Origin of the sequence: Sphingomonas profundi, assembly GCF_009739515.1 — a bacterium.
Classification (GTDB): Bacteria; Pseudomonadota; Alphaproteobacteria; order Sphingomonadales; family Sphingomonadaceae; genus Alterirhizorhabdus; species Alterirhizorhabdus profundi.
Genome location: NZ_CP046535.1, coordinates 1873665 through 1887837 on the forward strand (window position 1 = coordinate 1873665; position 14173 = coordinate 1887837).

Annotated in this window: 14 protein-coding genes and 1 pseudogene; 7 read left to right on the forward strand and 8 right to left on the reverse strand. The window is 70.7% G+C overall.

What is annotated here, in order from left to right:
• Positions 1 to 27: 27 nt before the first annotated feature.
• The 3 genes from GNT64_RS08800 (at position 28) to GNT64_RS08810 (ending at position 3942) form a co-directional block, all read left to right on the forward strand.
• Positions 28 to 669 (forward strand): DNA-3-methyladenine glycosylase family protein, encoded by a 642-nt coding sequence (locus tag GNT64_RS08800; RefSeq protein WP_156679194.1) that lies wholly within the window; start codon positions 28 to 30, stop codon positions 667 to 669.
• 108 nt (positions 670 to 777) lie between these two features.
• Complete coding sequence (locus tag GNT64_RS08805; RefSeq protein WP_197277328.1) at positions 778 to 2343, forward strand: sensor domain-containing diguanylate cyclase; 1566 nt, start codon at positions 778 to 780, stop codon at positions 2341 to 2343.
• Between the two features lie 147 nt (positions 2344 to 2490).
• Complete coding sequence (locus GNT64_RS08810) at positions 2491 to 3942, forward strand: hypothetical protein (protein ID WP_156679196.1); 1452 nt, start codon at positions 2491 to 2493, stop codon at positions 3940 to 3942.
• Positions 3943 to 4328: 386 nt separating this feature from the next.
• On the opposite strand, the gene GNT64_RS08815 is transcribed toward GNT64_RS08810, so the two are convergent.
• The 4 genes from GNT64_RS08815 to GNT64_RS08830 form a co-directional block, all read right to left on the reverse strand.
• Positions 4329 to 4856, reverse strand: coding sequence for a tetratricopeptide repeat protein (locus GNT64_RS08815; protein ID WP_156679197.1), 528 nt, complete (start codon positions 4854 to 4856; stop codon positions 4329 to 4331).
• Between the two features lie 32 nt (positions 4857 to 4888).
• Positions 4889 to 6070, reverse strand: coding sequence for an RsmB/NOP family class I SAM-dependent RNA methyltransferase (locus GNT64_RS08820; protein ID WP_156679198.1), 1182 nt, complete (start codon positions 6068 to 6070; stop codon positions 4889 to 4891).
• 36 nt (positions 6071 to 6106) lie between these two features.
• Entirely contained in the window at positions 6107 to 7564 is a 1458-nt protein-coding gene (gene guaB / locus GNT64_RS08825; RefSeq protein WP_156679199.1) for an IMP dehydrogenase, read from the reverse strand.
• A 200-nt stretch (positions 7565 to 7764) separates the two neighbouring features.
• Entirely contained in the window at positions 7765 to 8571 is an 807-nt protein-coding gene (locus GNT64_RS08830) for an HpcH/HpaI aldolase/citrate lyase family protein (RefSeq protein ID WP_156679200.1), read from the reverse strand.
• A gap of 94 nt (positions 8572 to 8665) precedes the next feature.
• On the opposite strand from GNT64_RS08830, the gene GNT64_RS08835 reads away from it, so the two are divergent.
• The 3 genes from GNT64_RS08835 to GNT64_RS08845 are packed head-to-tail and all read left to right on the forward strand — an operon-like array spanning position 8666 to position 10374.
• A complete protein-coding gene (locus GNT64_RS08835; protein ID WP_156681513.1) occupies positions 8666 to 9640 on the forward strand; it encodes an SPFH domain-containing protein in 975 nt (324 codons plus the stop codon).
• Positions 9640 to 10083 carry an NfeD family protein gene (locus GNT64_RS08840; RefSeq protein ID WP_156679201.1) on the forward strand — a complete coding sequence of 148 codons (444 nt, stop codon included), beginning with the start codon at positions 9640 to 9642 and terminating at the stop codon, positions 10081 to 10083. Before GNT64_RS08835 ends, GNT64_RS08840 begins: the two co-directional genes overlap by 1 nt.
• A gap of 39 nt (positions 10084 to 10122) precedes the next feature.
• Complete coding sequence (locus GNT64_RS08845; protein WP_156679202.1) at positions 10123 to 10374, forward strand: hypothetical protein; 252 nt, start codon at positions 10123 to 10125, stop codon at positions 10372 to 10374.
• Between the two features lie 24 nt (positions 10375 to 10398).
• On the opposite strand, the gene folE is transcribed toward GNT64_RS08845, so the two are convergent.
• Together folE and GNT64_RS08855 are read right to left on the reverse strand one after the other, a co-directional pair.
• Positions 10399 to 11028: a GTP cyclohydrolase I FolE gene (gene folE / locus GNT64_RS08850; protein WP_156679203.1), complete on the reverse strand. Its 630-nt coding sequence runs from the start codon at positions 11026 to 11028 to the stop codon at positions 10399 to 10401.
• Between the two features lie 53 nt (positions 11029 to 11081).
• Positions 11082 to 11829, reverse strand: a pseudogene (locus GNT64_RS08855) (sulfite exporter TauE/SafE family protein).
• 123 nt (positions 11830 to 11952) lie between these two features.
• Here GNT64_RS08855 and GNT64_RS08860 point away from each other — a divergent pair.
• Positions 11953 to 12120 carry a hypothetical protein gene (locus tag GNT64_RS08860; protein ID WP_156679204.1) on the forward strand — a complete coding sequence of 56 codons (168 nt, stop codon included), beginning with the start codon at positions 11953 to 11955 and terminating at the stop codon, positions 12118 to 12120.
• Between the two features lie 197 nt (positions 12121 to 12317).
• Here GNT64_RS08860 and GNT64_RS08865 read toward each other — a convergent pair whose 3' ends face one another.
• Positions 12318 to 12692, reverse strand: coding sequence for a hypothetical protein (locus tag GNT64_RS08865; protein WP_197277329.1), 375 nt, complete (start codon positions 12690 to 12692; stop codon positions 12318 to 12320).
• Between the two features lie 2 nt (positions 12693 to 12694).
• Positions 12695 to 14167: a L,D-transpeptidase family protein gene (locus tag GNT64_RS08870; protein WP_156679205.1), complete on the reverse strand. Its 1473-nt coding sequence runs from the start codon at positions 14165 to 14167 to the stop codon at positions 12695 to 12697.
• Between the last annotated feature and the right edge of the window lie 6 nt (positions 14168 to 14173).

A 14173-nucleotide genomic window follows, 5' to 3' on the forward strand; every position in this document is an offset into this window, starting at 1 on the left:
GGAGCGGCGTCGCCGCTTGCGGATGCGATGGGGCTGACGAGCGCGCGGCTGGCGGAGTCGCTGGCGGAACTGGCGCGGCGCGAGCCGGCGTTCGCGCGCGGGCTGGCGCGGGTGGGCCACCCCGCCCCGCGCATCCGCCCGCGCGGCTACGCCACCCTGCTGCGCACGATCCTGGGCCAGCAGGTGAGCGTCGCTTCCGCCGATGCGGTGTGGCGGCGGCTGGAGGCGGCGATCGGCGATGCCGGCGATCCGGCGGCGCTGGCCGCCGTGCCCGACGAGGTGCTGCGCGCCGCCGGCTTCTCGCGCCAGAAGAGCGGCTATGCCCGCAGCCTGGCCGAAGCGGTGACTGGCGGCACCCTGCGCCTGGAAGCGCTGCCGGAGGACGATGCGGAAGCGATCGCGGCGCTGGTGCGGATCAAGGGCATCGGCCGCTGGTCCGCCGAGATCTACCTGCTGTTCGCGGAAGGCAGGGCGGACATCTGGCCGGCCGGCGATCTCGCCGTGCAGATCGAGGTCGGCCGGCTGCTGGGCCTGCCCGATCGCCCCGACGAAGCGGCGACTCGCCGGCTGGCCGAGGCGTGGCGGCCGCACCGCGGCGCTGCCGCAATCTTCGCCTGGCATCATTATGGCGCCGCGCCGGACCGGCCCGCAAAGGCGCTGCCGCTGTGATGCGGCCGGCATGATCTGCCGCGCGAAGCTTATGTCATCGCCACGCGATTAACAGTAATAAAAGGGCTTCGCGTTAGCACCGCGCAATCGATGAAACGGCGCGGCACGATGAACCCGGAACGGGACAAGGAACTGATCCGGCCCGATCGGTCGGCCTCCGATCGCCTCGTCGGGCTCGGTGGCGAGTTCCGCTCGCAGCAGCAGGAGCAGGCCTTTCGCTGGGATCGACTCGGCGAGACGATGGTTCACGGCCGCTGGCTGCTGATCGCATCGGCCGTGCTCAACACCCTGTTCTTCGCCAGCGACTGGCGCTTCTACGGCATGAGCCAGTTCTGGATCGCCATACCCGCCCGCACGCTGGTGGTGGCGGCATCGCTGCTCTGCTGGCTCGCCGTGCGGCGTTGCCGCACGCCGGACGCGATGAACCGCGTCATGGCGGCGTGGATGGTCCTCACCACGGTGGGCGTCACCGCTCTGGTCAGCTCGCACAGCGAGCTCGCGCTGTTCGTGGTGCTGCTGCTGCCGATGATCTTCTACCTCGGCGTGCCGCTGCCGTTCCGCTGGACGGCGGCGGCCAGCGCCTGCGCCAGCGCGGCGCTGATGACCGGCTACGAGGCGCCGGCCGGCACCCACGGCGCCGGGCTCGGCCTGGCGCTCGCCCTGCTGACGCTGAACTGCTGCCTCGCGCTCGTCCTCGCCCAGTCGAACCGCTTTCGCCGGCTGGAATGGCACGCCACCCGCACCGCCCGCGCCATAGCGGACGAACTGGCCGTCAGCCGGGAGACGATGGAGAAGATGTTCGCCGCCGCGCCCGTGCCGATGGTGGTGACGGCGCGTGAGGATGGCCGCATCCTGCACGCCAACGATGCCTGCGCGATCATGTTCGGCATCGCGCCGGAGATGATCGGCACCCACTCGTTCCACGAACATTATGTCGATCCGGGCGAGCGCGAGCGGCTGATCGCGCGGCTGGAGAAGGACGGCCGCGTCATTGATTTCGAGATGCAGGCACGCTGCGCCGCGGGCGTGCAGCGGACGGTGCTGGTGAAGGCCGCGACGATCGATCTGCCGGCCGGGCGGGCGACGATCGCCGGCATCATCGACATATCGGACCGCAAGGCGGTGGAGCTGAGCCTGGAGTGGCTGGCCTCCACCGATCCGCTGACGAAACTGCCGAACCGGCTGAGCTTCTTCTCCACCGCGCGGGCGGAGATGATGCGGGCCATCCGCCTGCACCGGCCGCTGGCGCTGCTGATGATCGACCTCGATCACTTCAAGGTGATCAACGATACGTTCGGCCACCATGGCGGCGACATGGCGCTGAAGGCGTTCGGCGCGCTCTGCCTGGAGCGGCTGCGTGGTACCGACATCATCGGCCGTCTCGGCGGCGAGGAGTTCGGCATCCTGCTGCCGGATACGGACGTGACCGAGGCGCTGGCGATCGCGGAGAAGCTCTGCGCCGATCTGCGGGCGCTGCGCCTGCCGACGCCGAACGAGGCGCTGCAGCTTTCCGCCAGCATCGGCCTCACCCTCGTCCGGCGCGACGACAGGGATCTCGACATGGCGCTGGCCCGTGCCGATCGCGCGCTCTACGCCGCCAAGCGCGCCGGCCGCGCGCGGGTATTCTGCGAACCCGCCGACATCGAAGCCGTGCCATTGCGCGCGGCGAACTGATCCCTATTCCCTACTCGCGGCTGATCGTGCAGTATCCGTGCTGGAACGATCGGGGTTCCGGATAGTCGTTCGTCGGCGCTGTGCCGGCCGCGACATCGTCCGCCCCGACGAGACCTTGCCGGGGACGAAGCCGAGATGCGACGCCTGATGCAGAGTATCTATCCGCCGGTCAGCGAGAAGGATCAGGAGCAGGACCGATACATCGGCTGGTTCTTGACCACCTTCTCGCTCGTCCTCATGGTGTCGATGGCGGCCGCCTTCCTGTTCGCCTTCTCGGCCTTCCCGACCGGCTACAAGGGGTTCGAGGCACCCAATTTCGTCACCTTCATGGGGCTGAGCCTGCTCGTCGGCGCCGCCGGCTTCGCGGTGGGCGGCTTCATCGGCTTCCTGTTCGGCGTGCCGCGCATGCGCACCAGCGAGGGCGAGCATGACACGCGGCGCGCCGGCACCTCTCAGGTGGTGAGCAACACCAACCTTGAGCAACTGTCGGACTGGCTGACCAAGATCCTCGTCGGCGTCGGCCTGGTGCAGATCCACGAGGTCGATCCCCTGCTCTCCCGCTTCCGCGACCAGATCGATCACGCGCTGACCGCGCCGGACGGGCACCGCCTGGCCGGCGCGGGCTTCGCCGCCTGCATGATCCTGATCGGCTCCACCGTGGCGGGCTTCCTCGCCGCCTATCTGAAATCGAAGACCGATCTGATGCGCGCCTTCCGCGAGCCGATCGACATGGTGCAGTCGGCCCTCGGCGGCGTCGCGCAGAAGCTGATCGTCGATGCCGCGCGCACCGTGCTCGATCGCCCCTCGTCGGTGCCGGACAATTGCTCCAAGGATACGGCGGCCAAGCTCGTCCAGTTCGTGCCGCCCAATTCCGACGATCCCGAGCTCTACCAGCTCGTCGGCCTGGCGCATGCCGTGCTCAAGAACTTCAAGCCGGCGGCGGAGTCGCTGAAGATGGCGATCGACCTGCGCCAGAAGAAGGGCATGGACGCCGATCTGACCTTGAATGCGTTCGCCACGCGCGCGCTGGCGATCGCGGGCGATGTGGACGTGGCCAAGGCGATCAGCGCCACGACCCTGCCCGCCGGCGTCATCAGCAGCGACGAGGTGGAGAACGCCCTCGCCGCGATGTTCGCCCAGCTCTACTCGCGCGGCGGCTACGATGCAGCGATCGAGATCGGCACCCGCCTGACCAAGGACAGCGAGGCGCGCAAGAGCGGCCGGCTGATGCTCTATCTCGCCTGCGCGTGGGGGCAGCGCCACGCCGCGCTGGTCGCGCAGAAGACGATGCAGGCGGGCGACCGGGACGCGGCGCAGGCCCTGAGCGGCGAGATCGACCACGCGCGCGACCAGGCGCTCGCCGCCACGCGCGACGCCATCCAGCTCGATCGCGAGAAGAACGAGCCGGTGCTGCGGCAATTGTGGGACCCGGCCGCGCCCGGCAAGCCGCCGTCCGAGAATGATCTGGAGAGCCTGCACGGCGATCCCGCCTTCATGGCGCTGCTGCGCGCGGGGCCGATGCCGGCGCCGCCACCGCCACCACCACGAGCAACGCCCGCCACGGCGCCTCCGCCGGCCAGCGATCCCTCCACGGCGTAGCGCCCGATCCCGCACGCCTGCCGGTCGAGTTTGAGCTGGCGGTCGGCCACGATTTCCGTCCGTCGCCCCGGCGCGGGCTGGGGCTTGTGCCGGATCGACATTCAGCTTTCTTGCATGTCCGCTCACCCTGAGGAGGGGCTGAGCGGAGGCGAAGACCCGTCTCGAAGGACCGTCCATGTCCTTCGAGACGCCATTTCGACAGGCTCAATGGCTCCTCAGGATGAGCGTGTGCGTAGAACGCGAGTGAGATCGGCTTGATCCGCTCAATATCGATCTAGCTTGGTCTCTATTCGCGCAGGATAACCTTCTACGCGAGAACGCCGATCCCGGCTTGCGCTGGAATGACGACGATGGCTCGGCTCAGGCCCTGACGAGGAGGCCGAAGGTCACGGCCGCGTCGTGGTCGCTTCCTTGCCCTTCGGCGGCACCACCGTCGTGGCCTGCGCCGTCACCACGGCGGGCGGCGGGCCCTTGACGATCGCGGCGGACAGCTCCGTCGCCGGCGCACAATCGACCTTGCAGAGCGTCTTGATGCGCGCCAGGTTCGCACGCGCGCGCTCCACCGCGCCCTTCTGCACCATCGCCTCACCCTGCCCGGCCAGCGCGGCCGTGTCGTTCGGCTCCAGCGCCAGCGCCTCGCGGTAGAGGCGGATCGCCTTTCCCGGCAGCTCCTGCTGGCGGGCGACGCCGGCCAGCGCGATGAAGGCGGCGCGGTTGCGCGGATCGACGGCGAGCGCCGTTTCCAGCAGATCGTTGGCGCCGACCAGATTGCCCGCGCGGCGCGCCGCGTCCGCCTGCTGCACCAGCGCGACGGACTTGGGGTTGATCTGGTCGTCCGGGCGTTGCCCCTGCCCCGCGCTCGACGCGATCGCGAGGGTCAGCGAGAGCGCGACGGCAACCGGCGAAAAGCGCATGATAAATTCTCCGAGACGTTCGTGTGACACGCCTAGCACGGCCTCGTGAACCTCGCGACGAAAAAGCCGTCGGTCCGGTCGTGCGCCGGGGTGAGCAGCCGGCCGGGGCCGTGCGGGCGGCCGGCGGCGAACGGATCCTCCGCCGACCAGCCCGGCGCCCTCGCGAGAAAGGCCTCGGCCTGCGCCTGTCCTTCCGCCGCCAGCAGCGAGCAGACGGCGTACACCAGCGCGCCGCCCGGCGCCACCAGGGCGGCGGCCACGTCCATCAGCCGCGCCTGCGTATTGACCAGGCGGGCGATCCGCTGCGGCGTCAGTCGCCAGCGCGCTTCGGGATTGCGCCGCCAGGTGCCCGTGCCGGAGCAGGGCGCGTCGACCAGCACCACCGCCGCGCCGCCGGCCAGATCGTCGAGCGCCGCCGCCTCCCGCCCCGGATCGAGCAGCCGCGTCCCGACGATCGTGGCGCCGGCACGCACGGCGCGCGGCGCCAGGCGCGAGAGGCGGGCGCGGTCGGTATCGCAGGCGATCAGCCGGCCGCGATCGGCCATGGCGGCGGCGAGGGCCAGGGTCTTGCCGCCGGCGCCGGCGCACAGATCGATCACGGTCGTTCCCGGCGCGGCGCGGCACGCCTCGGCGATCAGCTGGCTGCCCTCGTCCTGTATCTCGATCCACCCGTCCGCCCAGATCGGCAGCGCCTCCACCGCCAAGCCCTCGGGCAACCGCACGGCATCGGCGGCGTGGGCGCCGGCCACCGCCTCCGGCAGCGCGGCCAGCACCCGCGCGCGATCCGTCTTCAGCCGGTTGACCCTAAGGTCGAGCGGCGCGCGCGCCAGCAGGTGGGGCAGCTCGTCCGCCGCCAGCGTCTCGCCGAGCGCCTCCACGAGCCACGCGGGCGCCGTGCCCGCGGATGCCGGCACCTCGTCGGCCTCGATCGGCGCCGGGCCGTGCGGCGATCCGTCGAACGCTGCGGCGACCAGCGTATCGTCGGCGGCCAGCCCCAGCAGCGCCGCCCGACCGCTCGCCGGCCGCTCGCCCGCGCGGCGAATGGCGGCGTAGACGAGCTCGCGCACCGCGCGACGGTCCTTCGATCCGGCGTAGCGGCGCGTCTTGAAGAAGCGCGCGATCAGCGTGTCCGCCGCCGCCCCGCCGCCCGCGGCCGCCGCGACGATGGCGTCCAGCAGCTCGATCGCCGCCTGCGCGCGCGCGGCCGGCGTCACGCGCCGTCGCCGATCGCGCGCGCCACGGCGCCCACCTCAGCGTGTCGGATAGTTCGGTGCCTCGCGCGTGATCGACACGTCGTGCACGTGGCTCTCGCGCAGGCCGGCGTTGGTGATCCGCACGAACTGCGCGCGCTGCTGCAGTTCCGCGATGGTGCGCGCGCCGGTATAGCCCATCGCCGCCTTCACCCCGCCGACGAGCTGGTGGATGACATCCTTGGCGGCGCCCTTGTACGGCACCTGCCCCTCGATGCCTTCCGGCACCAGCTTCATCTGGTCCTTGATGTCCTGCTGGAAGTAGCGGTCGGCCGAGCCGCGCGCCATCGCGCCGACGGAGCCCATGCCGCGATAGCTCTTGTAGGTGCGGCCCTGGTAGAGGAAGGTCTCGCCCGGCGCCTCGGCCGTGCCGGCCAGCAGCGATCCCACCATCACCGTCGATGCGCCGGCCGCCAGCGCCTTGGCGAGATCGCCGGAGGTGCGCAGGCCGCCGTCCGCGATCACCGGCACGCCCGATTTCGCCGCCTCCGCCGCCGCATCCATGATCGCCGTCAGCTGCGGCACGCCGACGCCCGCCACCACGCGCGTGGTGCAGATCGATCCCGGCCCGATGCCGATCTTCACCCCGTCCGCGCCCGCATCGATCAGCGATCGCGTCGCCTCGGCGGTGGCGACGTTGCCGGCGATCACCTGCACCTCGTTGGACAGGCGCTTCACCCGCTCCACCGCGCGCGCCACGTCGCGATTATGGCCGTGGGCGGTATCGATCACGATGAGGTCGCACTCGGCGTCGACCAGCGCCTCGGTCCGCTCGAAACCCTTGTCGCCCACGGTGGTGGCGGCAGCGACGCGGAGGCGGCCGGACGCATCCTTGGTCGCATCCGGGTAGGTGACGGCCTTCTCGATGTCCTTCACCGTGATCAGGCCGATGCAGCGATAGGCGTCGTCCACCACCAGCAGCTTCTCGATGCGGCGCTGGTGCAGCAGCCGCCGCGCCTCCTCCGTCGTCACGCCGGGGCGCACGGTGACGAGGTTCTGGTGGGTCATCAGCTCGGCCACGGGCTGCATCGCCCGTTCGGCGAAGCGGGTGTCGCGATTGGTGAGGATGCCCACGAGGCGGCCGTCATCCTCCACCACGGGGATGCCGGAGATGCGGTGCCGCGCCATCAGCGCCTGCGCGTCGGCCAGCGTCTGGCGAGGACCGATGGTGATCGGGTTCACCACCATGCCGCTCTCGAACCGCTTCACCGCGCGCACGGCGTCCGCCTGCTCCTCCACCGTCAGGTTGCGGTGGAGCACGCCCAGGCCGCCCATCTGCGCCATCACGATCGCCATGTCCGCCTCGGTCACGGTATCCATCGCCGAGGAGAGGATCGGGATGTTGAGCGCGATCGCCCGCGTCACCCGCGTCCGCGTGTCGGCCTGGCTGGGCAGGACATCCGATTCGGCCGGGCGCAGCAGAACGTCGTCGAAGGTGAGGCCGAGGCTGATATCCATGGCGCGTGGCTGACCCGATCATCTGTGTGTGCGGAGTCGCGCTTCTATAGGTGCCGGTGCCGGGGATTGGTAGGGGCGGCTTGGCCGGCGCAGCCACCGGCTGGTCCCAAGTCGCCGGTGCCTCGCCGCCGCTTGTATCGAGCGCAGTCGAGATGCGCGTCCGTTTCCGCGACTTCGCTCGGGACGAAAGTTCGGCCGCCCTATCGCTCGCCCTTGGCGATCAGCCGGCGGGCCGCGTCGACGTGCATCGTCTCGATCATCCGATCGCGGAAACGTTCGGCGCCGCCGGTGGCGGCGGCCACCAGCGCGCGGGCATCCTCCAGTTCCTCCTCGGTGGGGCCGAAGGCGGCGTTGGCGATCGCGATCTGGTTGGGGTGGATCAGGGTCTTGCCGTCAAAGCCGGTCAGCCGCCCAGCCCGCGCGTCCGCCTCCAGCCCGGCCGCGTCGTCCAGCGCGTTCCACACGCCATCCAGCGCCGCCACGCCGGCCGCGCGCGCCGCCAAAACGATCGATTGCAGCGCCAGCGTCAGCGCCGCCCGCCCCGCCCCCGGCGGCAGCCGCAGGGTGGCGGCAAGATCGTTGGAGCCGGCGATCAGCCCGGCAACGCCGTGCGCGGCGGCGATCTCGCGCGCGGCGAATACGCCGGCCGGGGTCTCGATCATCGCGAACAGGGGCCGGGCGCAGGCATCGGCCACGCGCGTCGCCACCGCGGCGCTCTCCACCTTGGGCAGCACCACGCAGGCCGCGTGCGATCGGCGCGCCGCCGCCACGTCGTCGGCATGCCAGATCGTCTCCGGCCCGTTCAGGCGGATCGCCACGATGCGGTCGCCGAAGCCCGCCGCCACCTCCGCCGCCGCCCGCGCCGTGTCCTTGGCGTCCGGCTTGACCGCATCCTCTAGATCCAGGATCACCATGTCGCAGGCGAGGCCTCGCGCCTTTTCCATCGCGCGGGCGTTGGCGGCGGGCAGATAGAGGGCCGATCGGATATCGGCGAAGGACGGGTTCATCGCGGGTCTCCCAGGGTTCGCGCCCTCGTTATGGTGGACGGCGCGTCGTGCAAGGGGCAAGATCGCCCGCGGCCGGCATGCGGCCGGGGAGATGATGGTGGGCACCTTCGCGCTGTTCCTGGCGATCCTGGCGATCGCCTTCGTCTTCGCCGGCGTCACGGTGGTGCGGCAGGGCTATCGCTACACGATCGAATATTTTGGCAAGTTCGTCGCCACGGCCCAGCCGGGTTTCAATTTCTACATGCCGTTCTTCTACCGCGTGGGCAAGAAGATCAACATGATGGAGCAGGTTCTGGACATTCCGGGGCAGGAGATCATCACGCGCGACAATGCGATGGTCTCGGTCGACGGGGTCGTGTTCTTCCAGGTGCTCGATGCCGCCAAGGCCGCCTATGAGGTGTCCGATCTCTACCAGGCGATCCTGGCGCTGATGACGACGAACCTGCGCACAGTGATGGGATCGATGGACCTCGACGAGACGCTGTCCAAACGGGACGAGATCAACGCGCGGCTGCTGAACGTCGTCGATCACGCCACTGCCGCCTGGGGCGTCAAGATCACCCGCGTCGAGGTGAAGGACATCAAGCCGCCGCAGGATATCGTGAACTCCATGGGCCGGCAGATGAAGGCGGAGCGGGAGAAGCGCGCCTCGATCCTGGAGGCGGAAGGCATGCGCGCCTCCGAGATCCTGCGGGCCGAGGGCGAGAAGCAGGGCCAGATCCTGCAGGCGGAAGGGCGCCGCGAGGCCGCCTTCCGCGATGCCGAGGCGCGCGAGCGCGCGGCCGAGGCGGAGGCCAAGGCGACGCGGATGGTGTCGGACGCGATCGCCGACGGCAACACGCAGGCGATCAACTATTTCGTCGCGCAGAAATATGTCGATGCCGTCGCCAAGTTCGCCACGTCACCGAACAGCAAGACGATCCTGTTCCCGGTCGAGGCGACGCAGCTGATCGGCACGCTCGGCGGCATCGGCGCGCTTGCGAAGGAGGCGCTGGGCAGCGACGACGCGCCCCCCGCCCCGCCGCAGCGCGCCGCGCCGCGCCGTCCCGGCCCGTTCGAGCAGCAGTGATGGCGGCGATCGCCACCCTGCCGGCGCACTGGTGGTGGCTGGTCGCGGCGCTGGCCTTCGCCATCGCCGAGATCGTCGCACCCGGCTTTTTCCTGATCTGGCTGGGCGCCGCCGCGGCGGTGGCGGGCGTGCTGACCCTCGCGCTCGGCCTGCCGCCGGTGGCGCAGGTGGCGGTGTTCGCGGTGGCGGCGATCGGTGCCGTCTACGCCGCCCGCCGGTGGTTCGCCGCCAACCCGGTCGCCTCGCCCGATCCCCTGCTCAACGACCGCGCCGCCCGCCTGATCGGCACCCTGGTGACGGTGGTGGAGCCGATCGCCGCCGGCCGAGGCCGCGTGCGCGTGGGTGACGGCGTCTGGAATGCCGCAGGCGCCGACGCGCTGCCGGGCGACACGGTGCGGGTAACGGGCGCGGACGGCACGACGCTGCTGGTGGAGCGCGCTTAGACGGCCGGGCTAACCGGGTGAAATACCGGAGGAGATTAGGTGAGCAAAGGTGGATACCACGGCGGTTCTACACTCGTCGGACCGGGCAGTCGCTACTGGTGGACTGATCCAGACGATCGCAAGTCGGATCGTCACATCGACCCTGAGTTGCAAGCGATCATGGCAGAGCACGACGCCCTGCGCGCGCAGGGCGTCGATCCTGTGATTGAAGCAAGGAACCGCTCGAAAATGAAGAAAAAGGCTGCGAGACGTGCCCGCGCCAAACGGGTTTCGCCGACGAAAGCGACTTAGTTATTGCTTTAGCCGAATGGCGGATCAGAACCCCATCAGCTTCAGCACCTCCGCCCGGCTGCGCTCGTCGTCGCGGAAGACGCCCATCATGCGGCTCGTCGTCATGGAGACGCCGGTGGTGCGCACGCCGCGGGCGGACATGCAGGCGTGGCTCGCCTCGATCACCACCGCCACGCCCTGCGGCTTCAGGTGGTGCCACACGCAGTCCGCCACCTCCGCCGTCAGCCGCTCCTGCACCTGCAGGCGGCGGGCGAAGCCGTGCAGCACGCGGGCCAGTTTCGATATGCCGACGACGCGGTCGGTGGGCAGGTAGGCGATGTGCGCCTTGCCGATGATCGGCGCCATGTGGTGCTCGCAGTGCGACTGGAACGGGATGTCGCGCAGCAGCACGATCTCGTCATAGCCGCCGACCTCCTCGAAGGTGCGGCTCAGATAGTCGGCGGGATCGACCAGATAGCCCTGGCAATATTCCTTCCACGCCCGCGCCACGCGCTTGGGCGTATCGCGCAGGCCCTCGCGATCGGGATCATCGCCGGACCAGCGGATCAGCGTGCGGATCGCCTCCGCAACCTCGTCCGGCACGGGCAACTTCGCCGCCTCCATCCGGTCGACGATGCTGTCGCCGCCATCGTCGGGTCCGCCGATCTCGCTCATGCTCGCTCTCTCCCGTTCGCTTGCAGCGCAGATGGTGGATCGGGCGGGCGCGGTCAACGCATCGCATCCACTATCAGCTTCAGCCCCACCAGGATCAGCAGCGCGTAGATGATGCCGTAGAAGCGCTGCGCCGACACCCGCCGCACCAGCCACACGCCGGCGAAGGTAGAGGCGATCGCCACCGGCAGCAGCGCCGTCGTGACGAGCAGGGTGGAGCGGCTGAACTGGCCCGCGGCAAGATAGGCCGGCACCTTCATCCAGTTGATCGCGGCGAAGGTGATCGCGGTGGTGCCCACAAATCTGGCCGGCGGCAGGTTGCGCGGGATCACCCACATCTGGAACGGCGGGCCGCCGGCATGGGCGATGTGGCTGGTGAAGCCCGTCGCCACGCCGAACAGCACGCCCACCCACGCCGGCGATCGCGAGGATGCGGCGATGCGCCCGCCGCGCCCCGCCCACAGCCGCTGCACCGCGAACAGGATCGACATGGCGCCGAGCGCGCCGAGCACCACCGTCTCCGGCACCGAGGATGCGAACAGATAGCCGAGCAGCACGCCGATCGCGCCGCCGGACAGCATGATGGCGACGATCCGCCCGTCCCACTCATGCCGGAACGACCAGACGCCGACGACGTCCTGCACGATCAGGATCGGCAGCAGCACCGCCGCCGCCTCCAGCGGCGGCATCACCAGCGCCAGCAGCGGCGGCGAGCACGCCGATGCCGGAGAAGCCGCCCTTGGCCAGCCCCGCGACGAGAACCGCGAGCGTGGTCGCCGCGACGAAGGCGGGATCGGCCGTCATGCCGTCTGCGCCCGCCAGCCGGCGCTTCGTCGAAAGGCGGCTGCAACATGGCGAAACATCCTGACATCCCCGGGCAAAGGCGCGCTCCCATCGATCGGTCTCGACACTATGGAGGACAATGCCGTGCGACGTTCGCGGATGATCGATTGCCGGGCCGGCATCCACCAGCCTTACGGCCGTATCGCCCGGATCGGTGAGGGTATCCAGCGCGCCAGCTGTCGCGGCTGCGGCTGCGCGCTGATGCGCACCGGCGCCACCCGCATGTGGTTCCTGTCCGGCCTGATCGGCTGATCGCGGAAGCGCCGGGCGCAGCGTCTCTTCCCGCGCGCGATCCGGGGCACGGGCGGGCGAAGATCAGTCCGCGCGCAGATCGGACGATAAAGCCCGTCCGATAGTCGCCGCGATCATGACCCGACGAGCCGGAGCAGGCCGGAGCCTGTCTCATCCGACCGCGCCCAGGCCCGATCCGCGCGCACAGGCTCAGGCGCTCACGTCCCCACGCCGTCGTTGCTGATCAGGTCGCCCACCGGGTCGGCGGGCGGATCGGTGACGACGTCCGGCGGCGCGGTGCGGGCGGTGAGGCCGGTCGCGTCGGCATCCTCCAGCATCTGCTCGTCGGGCGACGGCGGCTCGTCCGGCGGCAGCATGTCGGCGATGTTGCCGGCCGGATCGGGCATCTTCGGCGGCGCGGGCTCGGCCTCGCGCGGCGGCGGCGGCGCGGGGCGCGGCGCCTCCTCGACGATGTTCGCCTCCGGTTCCGGCGCGGCCGGCTGCTGCTTCGAGCATCCGGCGAGCAGGGCCGCCGCCAGCAGCCCCGCCGTCATGCCCCGCGTCCATCGCATCGCCGCCATCCTCTTCGCCATGCTCAGCCCGCCGTCGATGCGGTGACGAGGGGCGCGCGGCGGGCGCCCGCCGCGATGCGGCTCGCCAGCATCTCGTCCCACCCGTAGGGGTCGGCGCGGAAGCTCACCTGCCCGCCCGCACTGGCGAAGGCCGTCCAGTAGAGCAGATAGACGGAGATGGGCTGCGGCAGCCGCGCGCGCACGGTGGTGCCGGCATCGATCGCCGTCTGCACCGCATTGCCCTCCCACTTCTCGTCGCCCTTCAGCACCAGTTCCGCAAGGTCGACCGGCCGCTCCAGCCGCACGCAGCCGTGGCTCACCATGCGGGCGTAACGCTCGAACGTGCCCCGGCTGGACGTGTCGTGCAGGTAGACGCCATAGGGATTGTCGAAATCAAACTTGATCCGGCCCAGCGAATTGCCCTCGCCGGGTTTCTGCTGCAGGCGCACGCCGCCGCCATCGAGCGGGATGGTCTTGAAGCCGGCGCGGCGCAGATAGGCCGCGCCCTTCGGCAGCAGCTCCTTCTTGGCGATCGATTGCGGCACGTTCCACGGCGGGTTGATGACGATGCTGTGGATCGACGATTGCAGCATCGGCGTCTCGTCGCCGGGCCGGCCGGTGACGGCGCGCATCGAGGTGACGGGCGCGTCGCCCTTGAACACCGTGAGCACGGCGGCGGCGATGTTCACCTGGATGCGATCGGCCGGCAGATCGGCCGGCAGCCAGCGCCACCGTTCCATGTTCGCCATGATCTGGCGCACGCGCTGCCCGGCCGGCACGTTCAGCGCCGCCAGGGTCTGCCGGGCGGCCACGCCGGTGGGCTCCAGCCCGTAGCGCTTCTGCGCGCGGCGCACGCGCTCGCCCAGCGCCTTGTCGAACGTCTCGGACTTGCCGGACTCGTCGCCATCCTCCACCGAGAGCCGCTTGCGCAGCGCCAGCACGCGCGCGCCGCTGGCGCCGGGGCCGATGTCCGGCCCGTCCGGGATCACGTTCCAGCCGCCGTCGGCCTCGATCTTGCGGTAGGCGGTCAGGCCGCGCCGCAGCGCATCGTAGCCGGCATAGGGCGGCGGCAGCGATGCGATCCAGCTCGCCAGCCGGTCGCTCCGCACGGCGGCGAGGAAGCCCGGCCACGGATCATAGGCCGGCGGCCGCAATCCCCAGGCGGGCAGATAGTCGGCGGAGGCGAGCCGGCCCACGTGCAGCGCGCGGGCATGATCCAGCGCGGCGGTGACGAGCGCCCCGTCGCTGGCATCCAGCGCCGCCGCATGCACCGACGCGGCGGACGTATCGCCGGTTAGCCCGTGGGCGGAGGCGCCGTCCAGCATCTGGCGCAGCAGCTTGGCCTGCGAATCGCTCAGCTTGGGCGCGGGCGGCGGAGCGGGGGCCGGGGCGAGCGGCACGGGCGCGACGGGCAACTGCGCGGCCGCCGCCGGCGGCGATGCCTGCGCGATCACCGGCGCGGAGGCGCCCAGCGACGCGACGGCGATTGCCGCCATGCTCAG